The 12,706-nt window shown below is 70.3% G+C and carries 11 protein-coding genes; 8 read left to right on the top strand and 3 right to left on the bottom strand.

Translation table 11 applies throughout. The annotated features are described in order from the left end of the window. The first annotated feature begins 72 nt into the window (after window positions 1–72). Window positions 73–1,566: an acyl-CoA synthetase gene (locus ACFY0U_RS20725; RefSeq protein ID WP_388637654.1), complete on the top strand. Its 1,494-nt coding sequence runs from the start codon at window positions 73–75 to the stop codon at window positions 1,564–1,566. Here ACFY0U_RS20725 and paaK read toward each other — a convergent pair. Further along, window positions 1,563–2,858: a phenylacetate--CoA ligase PaaK gene (gene paaK / locus ACFY0U_RS20720; protein WP_388637651.1), complete on the bottom strand. Its 1,296-nt coding sequence runs from the start codon at window positions 2,856–2,858 to the stop codon at window positions 1,563–1,565. The two genes, ACFY0U_RS20725 and paaK, sit on opposite strands and share 4 nt — an antisense overlap. Window positions 2,859–3,034: 176 nt before the next feature. On the opposite strand from paaK, the gene ACFY0U_RS20715 reads away from it, so the two are divergent. Together ACFY0U_RS20715 and ACFY0U_RS20710 are read left to right on the top strand one after the other, a co-directional pair. Next, on the top strand, window positions 3,035–3,889 hold the full coding sequence (locus ACFY0U_RS20715) for an alpha/beta fold hydrolase (protein ID WP_388637648.1): 855 nt from the start codon (window positions 3,035–3,037) through the stop codon (window positions 3,887–3,889). Window positions 3,890–3,927: 38 nt separating this feature from the next. Then, window positions 3,928–4,608 carry an alpha/beta fold hydrolase gene (locus tag ACFY0U_RS20710; RefSeq protein WP_388637645.1) on the top strand — a complete coding sequence of 227 codons (681 nt, stop codon included), beginning with the start codon at window positions 3,928–3,930 and terminating at the stop codon, window positions 4,606–4,608. 7 nt (window positions 4,609–4,615) lie between these two features. On the opposite strand, the gene ACFY0U_RS20705 is transcribed toward ACFY0U_RS20710, so the two are convergent. Both ACFY0U_RS20705 and ACFY0U_RS20700 read right to left on the bottom strand, forming a co-directional pair. Then, window positions 4,616–6,361 (bottom strand): sulfatase, encoded by a 1,746-nt coding sequence (locus ACFY0U_RS20705; protein WP_388637642.1) that lies wholly within the window; start codon window positions 6,359–6,361, stop codon window positions 4,616–4,618. Between the two features lie 115 nt (window positions 6,362–6,476). Further along, a complete protein-coding gene (locus ACFY0U_RS20700; RefSeq protein WP_388637639.1) occupies window positions 6,477–8,087 on the bottom strand; it encodes an acyl-CoA synthetase in 1,611 nt (536 codons plus the stop codon). A gap of 165 nt (window positions 8,088–8,252) precedes the next feature. Between ACFY0U_RS20700 and ACFY0U_RS20695 the strand changes: the two genes are divergently transcribed. From ACFY0U_RS20695 to ACFY0U_RS20675, 5 genes are all read left to right on the top strand, one after another. Then, window positions 8,253–9,053 (top strand): crotonase/enoyl-CoA hydratase family protein, encoded by an 801-nt coding sequence (locus ACFY0U_RS20695; RefSeq protein ID WP_388637635.1) that lies wholly within the window; start codon window positions 8,253–8,255, stop codon window positions 9,051–9,053. 13 nt (window positions 9,054–9,066) lie between these two features. Continuing rightward, window positions 9,067–10,008, top strand: a complete 942-nt coding sequence (locus ACFY0U_RS20690) for a Zn-ribbon domain-containing OB-fold protein (RefSeq protein WP_388637632.1) — start codon at window positions 9,067–9,069, stop codon at window positions 10,006–10,008. After that, on the top strand, window positions 10,005–11,048 hold the full coding sequence (locus ACFY0U_RS20685) for a thiolase domain-containing protein (protein WP_388637629.1): 1,044 nt from the start codon (window positions 10,005–10,007) through the stop codon (window positions 11,046–11,048). Before ACFY0U_RS20690 ends, ACFY0U_RS20685 begins: the two co-directional genes overlap by 4 nt. Further along, window positions 11,045–12,211, top strand: a complete 1,167-nt coding sequence (locus tag ACFY0U_RS20680; RefSeq protein WP_388637626.1) for a thiolase domain-containing protein — start codon at window positions 11,045–11,047, stop codon at window positions 12,209–12,211. Before ACFY0U_RS20685 ends, ACFY0U_RS20680 begins: the two co-directional genes overlap by 4 nt. Window positions 12,212–12,317: 106 nt before the next feature. After that, window positions 12,318–12,560 (top strand): DUF397 domain-containing protein, encoded by a 243-nt coding sequence (locus ACFY0U_RS20675; RefSeq protein WP_046259371.1) that lies wholly within the window; start codon window positions 12,318–12,320, stop codon window positions 12,558–12,560. Window positions 12,561–12,706 lie beyond the last annotated feature (146 nt).

Below are 12,706 nucleotides of genomic sequence, written 5' to 3'. Positions count from 1 at the left end.
CGACCCGTCCTCGAACCCGGTCCTCACCCCGGTGCTTGACCTCCCGCTGCGGCGGACCGAGGATCATGTGTCATGACGCCTGGACACGGCAGCACGGTTGACGGGGTGCTGCGGCGCAGCGCCCGGCGCACCCCGGCGCGGGTCGCGGTGGAGTACGCCGACCGCTCCTGGACGTACGAGGAACTCGACGAGGCCGTCTCGCGCGCGGCGAGCGTCCTGCTGGCCGAGGGCCTCGCGCCGGGCGACCGGGTGGGCGCCTACGGCCACAACTCCGACGCCTACCTCATCGCCTTCCTCGCCTGCGCCCGCGCGGGCTTGGTGCACGTGCCGGTGAACCAGAACCTGACGGGCGAGGACCTGACGTACATCGTCGACCAGTCCGGCAGTGCGCTCGTCCTCGCGGACCCGGACCTGGCGGGCCGACTCCCGGATTCCGTACGCACCTTGCCCCTGCGCGACACGGACGACGCGCTGCTGGCCCGGCTGGCGTCGGCACCCGTGTACGACGGCCCCGAAGCGCGCAGCGAGGACCTGGTCCAGCTGCTCTACACCTCGGGCACGACGGCGCTCCCGAAGGGCGCGATGATGACGCACCGCGCCCTGGTGCACGAGTACCTGAGCGCGATCACGGCACTGGACCTGAGCGCGGGGGACCGTCCCGTGCACTCCCTCCCGCTCTACCACTCGGCGCAGATGCACGTGTTCCTGCTGCCGTACCTCGCGGCCGGGGCGACCAACATCATCCTCGACAAGCCCGACGGCGACCGGATCCTCGACCTGATCGAGGCGGGCCGCGCGGACAGCCTCTTCGCGCCGCCGACGGTGTGGATCGGCCTGTCCAACCGCCCGGACTTCGCCACCCGCGATCTCGGCGGACTGCGCAAGGCGTACTACGGCGCGTCGATCATGCCGGTGCCCGTGCTGGAGCGACTGCGCGAACGGCTTCCGAAGCTCGCCTTCTACAACTGCTTCGGGCAGAGCGAGATCGGCCCGCTGGCCACGGTCCTGGCCCCCGAGGAGCACAAGGGTCGGATGGACTCCTGCGGCCGCCCGGTCCTCTTCGTCGACGCCCGCGTGGTCGACGAGGACGGCAAGGACGTCCCCGACGGCACGCCGGGCGAGATCGTCTACCGGTCACCGCAGTTGTGCGAGGGCTACTGGGACAAGCCCGAGGAGACCGCCGACGCCTTCCGCGACGGCTGGTTCCACTCCGGCGACCTCGCGGTCCGCGACGCCCACGGCTACTTCACGATCGTCGACCGGGTGAAGGACGTCATCAACTCCGGTGGCGTACTGGTCGCTTCACGACAGGTCGAGGACGCGCTCTACACGCACGACGCGGTCGCCGAGGTGGCGGTGATCGGCCTGCCGGACGAGCGCTGGATCGAGGCCGTGACGGCTGTCGTCGTCGCCCGCGAAGAGGTGGCGGAGGCCGAACTCATCGCTCACGCCCGCGAGAAGCTCGCCCACTTCAAGGCACCGAAACGGGTGCTGTTCGTGGACGAGCTGCCGCGGAACGCGAGCGGGAAGATCCTGAAGCGGGAGCTCAGGGACCGGTTCGCCTAGCGGGGACGCAGGTCCACGATCCGCCGGATCTTGCCCACCGACCGTTCCAGTGACTCGGGTTCGACGATCTCGACGGTGACGGAGACGCCGATGCCGTCCTTGACGGCGGCGGTGATCGCCTGTGTGGCCGCCGCCCTCGTCTCGGGCGTGGCGTCGGGGCGGGCCTCGGCGCGTACGGTGAGGGCGTCGAGGCGGCCTTCGCGGGTGAGGCGGAGCTGGAAGTGCGGTGCCACGCCGGGCGTCCGCAGGACGATCTCCTCGATCTGGGTGGGGAAGAGGTTCACACCGCGCAGGATCACCATGTCGTCGCTGCGGCCGGTGACCTTCTCCATACGGCGGAACACACGGGCCGTGCCCGGCAGCAGCCGCGTCAGATCCCGGGTGCGGTACCGGATGACGGGCATCGCCTCCTTGGTGAGCGAGGTGAAGACCAGCTCGCCCTTCTCGCCGTCCGGCAGCACCTCGCCGGTGATCGGGTCGACGACCTCGGGGAAGAAGTGGTCCTCCCAGATGTGCAGCCCGTCCTTGGTCTCCACGCACTCCTGCGCCACCCCCGGACCGATCACCTCGGACAGCCCGTATATGTCGACCGCGTCGATCGCGAACCGCTCCTCGATCTCCTGGCGCATCCGCTCCGTCCAGGGCTCGGCACCGAAGACGCCGACCCGCAGCGAGGTGCCGCGCGGGTCGACGCCCTGGCGCTCGAACTCGTCCAGGATCGTCAGCATGTACGACGGGGTCACCATGATGACGCCGGGCTTCAGGTCCTGGATCAGCTGTACTTGACGGGCCGTCATGCCCCCGGACGCGGGGACGACCGTACAGCCGAGCCGTTCGGCGCCGTAGTGGGCGCCGAGGCCGCCGGTGAACAGGCCGTAGCCGTAGGCGACATGGACGATGTCGCCCGGCCGGCCGCCCGCCGCCCGCAGGGAGCGGGCCACCATGTCGGACCACAGGGACAGGTCGCCGTCCGTGTAACCGACGACCGTCGGCCGTCCGGTGGTGCCGCTCGACGCGTGGATACGGCGGACGCGGTCCCGCGGGACGGCGAACATCCCGTACGGGTAGTTCTCGCGCAGGTCCGCCTTGGTGGTGAAGGGGAAGCGGGCGAGATCGTCGAGCGACCGGCAGTCGTCGGGAGCGACACCCGCCTTGTCGAAGGACTCGCGATAGAACGGCACGTGGTCGTAGGCATGCCGCAATGTGCCTCGCAGCCGCTCCAGTTGCACCGCCCGGAGCTCCTCCTCGTCGAGCCTTTCCCCCGCGTCCCACCACTCCGTCGCATCCGTCATCGGGGCGTCTCCCTTGCCGACCGCAGCAATTCGGGCGACCGATCATTCGGTCGAGCTGTCGGGGTTCAGTAATCCAGGCCACCGGTGATCAAGCAAGGGGGCCGCCCGACTTCGTCGACGCGTCGGTCCTGGGAACTCCGTTGCGGCACCGGCACAGGACGGTGAGGATCAGCGCCATGCCGACCTTCACCTCGTACGACGGGACCGAGCTCGCCTACCACCTGAAGGGTGAGGGCCCGCCGCTCGTCGTCCTGCCCGGCGGACCCATGCGCGCCTCCGGCTACCTCGGGGACCTGGGCGGCCTCAGCGCCCACCGGCGACTCGTCCTGCTCGATCTGCGGGGCACGGGAGCCTCCGCGACACCGGCCGATCCGGCGACGTACCGCTGCGACCGGCTCGTGGACGACGTGGAGGCGCTGCGGGTCCACCTGGGGCTGGAGCGGATGGATCTGCTCGCGCACTCGGCCGGCGGCAGCCTCGCCATGCTCTACACCGCCCGGTATCCGGCACATGTGCGGCGGCTGGCCCTGGTCACGTCCATTCCGTGGGCGCTGGGCATGCCGGTGACGGACGCGGACCGGCTGGCGGCGGCTCCGCTGCGCAAGGACGAGCCGTGGTTCGAGGAGGCGTACCCCGCGTTCGCCGCCTCGCTCGACGGGACCGGCGGCTACGACCCCGTGTTCGCGCCCTTCTTCTACGGCCGCTGGGATGCGGCCGCCGCGGCGCACGACGCGCGCGGGGAGGAGGAGTTCAACGACGAGGCGGGCGACGTGTACGGATCGGCCGGCGCCTACGACCCGCCCGCGACCCGGGAGGCGCTCGGGCGGCTGGAGCGGCCGGTGCTCGTGCTCGCGGGGGAGGTCGACAACGCTCCCCGGCCCGAGCTCGCCCGCCGCGCCGCCGACGTCTTCCCGCGCGCCGAGCTCGTGGTGCAGCCCGGCGCCGGGCACTATCCGTGGCTGGACGACCCGGAGTGGTTCGTACGACGGATCGTCACGTTCCTCGGGGCGCCTCTGCCCTCGGCAGAGTAGGCACGTGGAGCCCCGCCCCTCCGGCTACCTTGCCCGGCATGGACACCGTCAAGGCCAACGGCATCACCCTCGCGTACCGCACCTGGGGCCCCGAGGACGCGCCGCCCGTCGTCCTGCTGCACTGCCGAGGCGCCGACGGCGCGGACTGGGCACCGATCGCCGAGCGGCTCGCCACCGGCCCGCGCCGGGTGTACGCCCCCGACCTGCGCGGTCACGGAGTCAGTGAGTGGCCCGGCACCTACGCGCTCGACGAGATGCGCGACGACATCCGGGAGTTCCTGACCGTTCTGGGCATCGCACCCACCGACGTGATCGCGCACTCGCTCGGCGGCCTCGTCGCCTGCCTCCTCGCCCAGCAGGCACCCGATCTCGTACGACGTCTCGTCCTGGAGGACGTACCCGCACCGCTCCCGCTCGACCTGCCCCGGCCGCCCGCCGAACGCCCCGACGGCGATCTGCCGTTCGACTGGGCCATGGTCCGGGCCACCGACGGGCAGCGGAACGCCCCCGATCCTGTGTGGTGGGACCACATGGGGCGGCTCACCATGCCCACGCTGGTGGTGGGCGGCGGGCCCCGCAGTCTCATCCCTCAGGAGCAGGTCGCCGCGGTGGCCGAGCGGATTCCCGGCGCCCGGCTGGTGACCGTCGACGCCGGGCATCTCGTGCACGAGAACCGGCCCGAGGAGTTCCTGGCGGTCGTGGAGCCCTTCCTCGCCTGACGGGACCTCACTTCGCGTACGCCGTCATGAACCGGTCGCGGAACGTGTCCATGCCCCACACGGGCGCGTTCCCGGCGGGCTTGAGGCCGTCCGTCCAGCCCCAGTCGGCGATCCGGTCCAGCACCTTCGGGTCGCGGGCCACGACGGTGATGGGCACGTCCTTGTTGGTGTCGCCGCCGGTGACGGTGGGGACGGGCTGGTGGTCGCCGAGGAAGACGAGGACCGTGTCGTCGTCGCCGTAGCGCTCCATCCACTCGGTCAGACTCTGCAACGAGTACTCGATCGCCTTGCGGTACTCCGTGCGCACCGACTTGGAGCTCTTCCAGACCTCCCCGGGGTCCGTGCCCTCCTTCTTGATCTGCTCGAACACCGAGCCGTCACCGAGCTGGTCCCAGTCGACCATGCGGGCGATGGGGGACCAGGGGTTGTGGCTGGAGGCCAGAATGATCTCCGCCATGATCGGGTCGCGGTTCTCCTTGCCGTGCTCCAGGCGCTCGAACGCCTCCAGGCTGAACTGGTCCGGCACCGGCGTCCAGCTGAAGTAGGGGCCGTTGTAGCCGAGGTGCGTCGAGTCGTAGATGTGGTCGAGGCCGAAGTACTTGCCCTCGGGCCAGGCCTTGCGCACCCCCGGCACGATGCCGACCGTGCGCCAGGCACCGGTCTTCTGGAAGTAGCTGGTCAGGGTCGCGCGGTCGCCACCGGTCAGGCTCCGGTAGCGCTGCTGGTTCTTGACCCACAGGCCGGACAGGAACGTCGAGTGGGCGAGCCAGCTGCCGGCGCCCGTCACGGGCGACCGGAGCCAGCCGCTGCGCGAGGCGAAGCCGGCGGCCTTGAGCCTGCTGTCGCCGGCTTGGAGGGCCGCGTCGATCTGCGGGGCCATCGCCGGGTCGTCGATGGCCACCCGGCCGTAGCTCTCGACGAAGGTGAACAGGACGTCCTTGCCGCGCAGCCCGGTCAGCAGCTGGTCGGGCGGGGTCTTGGCGAAGGCGTCGACCTTGGCCAGCTTCTCGAACTCCTGGGCGTCGAAGATGCCGTCGCGCACCTGCTGCACCCGGTTGGCGACGAACTGCGTGTTGCCCTTGGTGGCGAAGGGGACCCCGCCGAACTGCACGCCCACGGTGAAGCAGATGATCCACACGATCCCGAGGACGAGCGTGCCGCGCAGGGCCACGGGACGGTGCCGGACCAGGAGGTTCGTCAGCCGCACCACTGCGAGCACGCAGACCGCGAGGACGGCGATGGCCAGGACGATCACCCCGGTCACCGCGAGCAGCTGCCCCGAGCGGCCGAACGACTCCCTGACGAAATCCGCCGCGTCGTCCAACAGGATCCAGTCGAAGACCAGGTCGAAGGGCCGGGCAAGGGTCTGGCGGAACCCCATGTCGAGGAACTTGACGATCGTGAACAGACCGATGAGCACGCCCGAGACGACAGCCGTGATACGCCGGGCCCGCCGCGGCAGCACGAGAAGCAGGCCCGCGAGGAGGATCGCCTCCACGGGCAGGCGCAGGAACGCCTGGACGTTCATCCGGTCGAGTCGGTTGGGCATGAGCAGCGCGCCCAGTACCAGGGCGGCGGCGAGGACGGTCGTGCCGATGGTCACGCCGCGTGCGGTACGCGGGAAGCGGGTGCGCCAGCCGAACCAGCCCGGCTTCCCGGTGGCCTCCTCGGCCCCTTCAGCCTCGACGACGGGGTCCGCCTCGCTCTCGGTGGCTTCCGGCTGCTGATGAGAGCGAGGTGTGAAGAGCGACACCCGGCGGTCCTTCCGTACGGTCTTGCGATGGCATGGCGAACAGCGCCCTGTGAGCGAGCCTGCCATCACCAGTACGTCCGCACGTCACCTTCGGTTCAACACGACGGACCGGAATTCACTCGTCCGCCCGCACCGCGACCTCCCGGGCCCACCGGTAGTCCGCTTTCCCGCTGGGGGACCGCTGGATGGCGTCCTCGATCACCAGCTGACGCGGGATCTTGTAGCCCGCGAGCTGGGTGCGGCAGTGCGTCTGGATGTCGTCGAGGGACGGCCGGGGCGCGCCCTCCCGCAGCTGTACGACGGCCGCCACATGGTGGCCCCACTTGGTGTCCGGCACCCCGGCCACCAGCGCGTCGTACACGTCCGGATGGGACTTGAGCGCCTGCTCGACCTCCTCCGGGTACACCTTCTCGCCGCCGGTGTTGATGCACTGGGAGCCCCGGCCGAGGACGATGACGACGCCCTCCTCGTCCACGGTGGCCATGTCGCCGAGCAGTACCCAGCGCTCGCCGTCCTTCTCGAAGAAGGTCTCGGCGGTTTTCCGCGGGTCGTTGTAGTAGCCCAGCGGCACATGGCCGCACTGCGCGACGCGGCCGACCTCGCCCACGGCGATCGGCTCGTGTGTGGCCGGATCGACCACCTGCGTCCGGGAGTTGACCCGCACCCGGAAGCCGCGCTCGGGGCCGGCGTCATCGGTCGCCGTGCCGTTGAAGCCGGACTCCGTGGAGCCGAAGTTGTTGAGCAGCATCACGTTCGGGACGAGCTCCAGGAACTGGCGGCGGACGGTGTCCGACATGATCGCCCCCGACGAGGACACGTTGAACATGGACGAGGTGTCCGTGCCCTTCATGGGGCCCTTGAGGGCGTCGATCAGCGGCCGCAGCATCGCGTCCCCGACCAGGGACATGCTGGTGACCTTCTCCCGCTCGATGGTGCGCAGCACGTCCTCGGGCGAGAACTTGCGGTGCAGCACGACCCGTTGGCCGAAGTTGAAGCCGATGAACGCGGTGAGCGTGGAGGTGCCGTGCATCAGCGGGGGAGTGGGGAAGAACGTGATCCCCGAACCGCCGGCCGCGACCCGCTCGGCGAGCTCCTCGGGCTTCTTCACCGGCTCGCCGGTCGGCGCCCCGCCGCCCATCCCCGAGAAGAACAGGTCCTCCTGGCGCCACATGACGCCCTTGGGCATCCCGGTGGTGCCGCCGGTGTAGATGATGAACTGGTCGTCGCCGGAGCGCCGGGGGAACCCCCGCTCGGGGGACCCGGCGGCCTCGGCGTCCGTGAACGCCACGGCGTCCACACCGGGCACGGCGTCACCCACGCGCACCAGGTGCCGCAGCTTCTCCGTGAGCGGCAGCGCGGCGGCCACCCGGTCGGTGAGCTCCGCGTCGAAGACCAGGCCCACCAGATCGGCGTCCCGGTACAGATAGACCAACTCGTCCTCGACGTAGCGGTAGTTGACGTTGACGGGTACGACCCGCGCCTTCAGGCAGCCGAGCGCGACCTGGAGGTACTCGATGCCGTTGTACATGTGCAGCCCGACGTGCTCGCCCGGCCGTATCCCGCTGTCGATCAGATGGTGACCGATGCGGTTGGCCGCCGCGTCCAGCTCCGCGTACGTCAGCCGGCGCTCCGCACCCGTGCCGGGGATGTCGATGTACACCAGCGCCTCGCGGTCCGGGACCACGTCGACGACCGACTCGAACAGGTCGGCAAGGTTGTACTCCACCGCTCCTCCTGACCTCGCTCCGCACCGGTTGCCGGTCATCAGAGCAAAGGGCGACCCAACTGTGAAGGCTCCGCGCGAATAAATCTGACTGTCTGTCAGAAAACTCTTGAAGAGCCCGGGCCTCTCCTGCAACCTGTTCTCGTTCTTTCAGAGGGGAGATGGGCGATGGGTGGCACGGAACACCTCACTGTGCAGCGCGAAGGCGCCACACTGGTGCTCACGCTCAACAGGCCGGAGGCCAAGAATGCGCTCTCGCTGGCGATGCTCGTCGGCCTGTACGACGGCTGGGTCGAGGCCGACGCCGACGACTCGGTCCGCTCGATCGTGTTCACCGGAGCGGGCGGCTCGTTCTGCGCCGGCATGGACCTCAAGGCCCTGGCGGGAAAGGGCATGGAGGGAGAGCAGTACCGGGACCGGCTCAAGGCCGACCCCGACCTGCACTGGAAGGCGATGCTGCGCCATCACCGGCCCCGCAAACCGGTGATCGCCGCCGTCGAGGGCTACTGCGTCGCGGGTGGTACCGAGATGCTCCAGGGCACGGACATCCGGGTCGCGGGCGAGTCGGCGACCTTCGGCCTGTTCGAGGTCAAACGCGGCCTCTTCCCGATCGGCGGCTCCACGGTCCGCCTCCAGCGCCAGATCCCGCGCACCCACGCCCTGGAGATGCTGCTCACGGGCCGCCCCTACAGCGCCCGCGAGGCCCTGGACATCGGCCTGATCGGACATGTGGTCCCCGACGGCACGGCACTGACCAAGGCCCTGGAGATCGCCGAACAGATCAACGCCTGCGGCCCGTTGGCGGTCGAGGCCGTCAAGGCGTCCGTGTACGAGACCGCCGAGCTGACCGAGACCGACGGCCTCGCCGCCGAACTCAAGCGCGGCTGGCCCGTCTTCGACACCGCCGACGCCAAGGAGGGGGCCCGCGCCTTCGCGGAGAAACGACCGCCCACCTACAAGCGAATGTAACGAGGGAGTCCCCGTGCCCGAAGTCCTCAAAGCTCCCCTGATCGTCGAATTTCCCTTCACCCGCTCCCTCGGCCCCGTCCAGAGCGCCTTCCTCACCGGCCTGCGCGACCGCGTCGTCCTCGGGGTGAAGACCGGTGACGGCCGCACCCTCGTACCCCCCGTCGAGTACGACCCCGTCACCGCCGAGGAGATCCGCGACCTCGTCGAGGTCGCCCCCACCGGCAACGTCACCACCTGGGCTTGGAACCACGAACCCCGCCGCGGCCAGCCCCTCTCCTCGCCCTTCGCCTGGGTTCTCGTCCGCCTCGACGGCGCCGACACGGCTCTTCTCCACGCCCTCGACGCGCCCGGCCCCGACGCCGTGCACACCGGTATGCGGGTCCGCGTCCGCTGGGCCGAGGACCGGGTCGGCGCGATCACCGACATCGCCTGCTTCGAGCCGTACGACGGTGACGCGGCCGAACCGACCGGCCACAGCGGCGAGTTCGAGGACCCGATCACCGGGATCGTCGCGGCCGCCCGACTCGACTACACCTACTCGCCCGGCCGCGCCCAGACCGCCTACATCAACGCCCTTGCCGACCGGCGCAACGTCGGCGAACGCTGCCCGTCCTGCCGCAAGGTGTACGTGCCGCCGAGGGGCGCGTGCCCCACCTGCGGCGTCGCCACCTCGGAACAGGTGGAGGTGGGACCGGGCGGCACGGTCACCACGTTCTGCATCGTCAACATCAAGGCGAAGAACCTCGACATCGAAGTCCCCTACGTCTACGCCCACATCGCCCTCGACGGCGCCGACCTCGCGCTGCACGGACGGATCGGCGGCATCCCGTACGACCAGGTGCGCATGGGCCTGCGCGTCGAACCGGTGTGGACGGAAGGGGGCCGCTACCCCGACCACTACCGGCCCACGGGAGAACCCGACGCGGACTACGAGACATACAAGGAGCTGTTGTGACCCGGGACATCGCCGTCGTCGCCTTCGCCCAGTCCGACGTCCTGCGCACCACCGAGGAACAGTCCGAGGTGGAGATGCTCATGCCGGTCCTGCACGACGTCCTCGACCGGACCGGCCTGAAGACCGCGGACATCGGCTTCACCTGCTCCGGCTCCAGCGACTACCTCGCCGGGCGCGCCTTCTCCTTCACCCTCGCCCTCGACGGTGTCGGCGCCTGGCCGCCGATCTCCGAGTCGCACGTCGAGATGGACGGCGCGTGGGCGCTGTACGAGGCCTGGACCAAACTGCTCACCGGGGACGCGGACACCGCGCTCGTCTACTCCTACGGCAAGTCCTCGCCCGGTTCGCTGCGCGATGTGCTGACGCGCCAGCTCGACCCGTACTACGTGGCACCCCTGTGGCCCGACTCGGTCGCCCTCGCCGCCCTCCAGGCGCAGGCGCTCATCGACGCGGGCGACACCGACGAACCGGCGCTGGCCGCGATCGGCGCCCGCAGCCGCGCGGTCGACAACCCGCGTGCGCAACTCACGGGGGGTGTCCCGCAAGGGGAGTACGTCGTACGGCCGTTGCGCACCGGTGACTGCCCGCCGATCGGCGACGGGGCGGCCGCGGTGGTGCTCGCGGCCGGGGAGCGGGCCCGTGAACTGTGCGAGCGCCCCGCCTGGATCCGCGGCATCGACCACCGCATCGAGGCACACGCCCTCGGCGTCCGCGACCTGACCGACTCGCCCTCCACCCGCCTGGCCGCCGAGAAGGCAGGTGCCTTTGAACGGCCCGTCGACACCGCCGAGTTGCACGCGCCCTTCACCTCCCAGGAGGTCGTGTTGCGCAAGGCGCTGAAGCTGGCCGACGACGTCCGGGTCAACCCGTCCGGCGGGGCCCTCGCCGCCAACCCGATGATGGCCGCCGGGCTGATCCGCATCGGTGAGGCCGCCGCCGGTATCCATCGCGGCGAGTCCGACCGGGCCCTCGCGCACGCCACCTCCGGTCCCTGTCTCCAACAGAACCTGGTCGCCGTACTGGAAGGGGATCCGCGATGAGCAAGGAGCCCGTGGCCGTCACCGGCATCGGTCAGACCAAACATGTCGCGGCCCGGCGGGACGTGTCGATCGCCGGGCTCGTACGGGAGGCGGCCCGACGGGCCCTCGACGACGCCGAGTTGGACTGGGCCGACATCGACGCCGTCGTCATCGGCAAGGCGCCCGACTTCTTCGAGGGCGTCATGATGCCGGAGCTGTATCTCGCCGACGCGCTCGGCGCGGTGGGCAAGCCGATGTTGCGGGTGCACACGGCGGGCTCGGTCGGCGGTTCGACGGCACTGGTCGCCGCGGGGCTCGTCGCGGCCCGCGTGCACGGCACCGTCCTGACGCTGGCCTTCGAGAAGCAGTCCGAGTCCAACGCCATGTGGGGCCTGTCCCTGCCGATCCCCTTCCAGCAGCCCCTGCTGGCCGGGGCGGGCGGCTTCTTCGCCCCGCACGTGCGCGCGTACATGCGGCGCAGCGGCGCGCCCGACACGGTCGGCTCACTGGTGGCGTACAAGGACCGGCGCAACGCGCTCAAGAACCCCTACGCCCACCTCCACGAACACGACATCACCCTGGAGAAGGTCCAGGCCTCGCCCATGCTCTGGGACCCGATCCGCTACTCCGAGACCTGCCCGTCCTCCGACGGAGCCTGCGCGATGGTGCTCACCGACCGGGCGGGGGCGGCCCGCGCGCCACGCCCGCCCGCCTGGCTGCTCGGCGGCGCCATGCGCAGCGAGCCGACCCTCTTCGCGGGCAAGGACGCCGTCTCGCCGCAGGCCGGAAAGGACTGCGCGGCCGATGTGTACCGGCAGGCGGGCATCGCCGATCCGCGCCGGGACATCGACGCCGTGGAGATGTACGTGCCGTTCTCCTGGTACGAGCCGATGTGGCTGGAGAACCTTGGCTTCGCCGACGAGGGCGAGGGCTGGAAGCTCACCGAGGCGGGAGTGACGGAACTGGACGGCGATCTGCCCGTCAACATGTCGGGCGGTGTCCTGTCCACCAACCCCATCGGCGCCTCCGGCATGATCCGCTTCGCGGAGGCGGCCCTCCAGGTGCGCGGCCAGGCCGGGGAACACCAGGTGGAAGGGGCCCGCAGGGCGCTCGGACACGCCTACGGCGGCGGATCCCAGTTCTTCTCGATGTGGCTCGTGGGGTCCGAACCCCCTGATGCGTGAAATGCCTCCTTGAAGGTCACCGAAAGGTCCCCCTCACGTGGCCTGTCGGCACTCGGAGTCGATCGCTAGGCTGACCGCGGACGACGCAATCGGGAGGAGCACGGACGTGGCCGAGACCACCATCCAGCAACAGCCGCTCATGGGCTGGGACAAGCCCGAACTGGACCTCAGCAGCGCCGACTGGCACTCCAGCAGCCGTGGCCTGGGGGATGTCCAGATCGCCTTTGTCGAGGGTTTCATCGCGATGCGCAACAGCGGCCGCCCGGAGAGCCCTTCCCTGATCTTCACACCTGCCGAGTGGGGCGCGTTCGTGTCAGGGGCGCGGGAAGGGGAGTTCGACCTCACGTGATCAGGTGAGGTTTCGGTCCGGGGTGATCCGACGGGCCGATCCGGCGGTGTTTCACCTGTTTTTCCGGACACGCGACCGTGAGCAGCCTGCCGGGACCGGCGTCTGAGCGACGCTGGCTCCCGGGGGGAAGGTCGTACTCCGGAGGT

This window comes from Streptomyces sp. NPDC001536 (assembly GCF_042894505.1).
GTDB lineage: Bacteria > Actinomycetota > Actinomycetes > Streptomycetales > Streptomycetaceae > Streptomyces.
The sequence above is the reverse complement of the archived record's forward strand: the minus strand, read 5'-3'. Positions and strand labels throughout refer to the sequence as shown.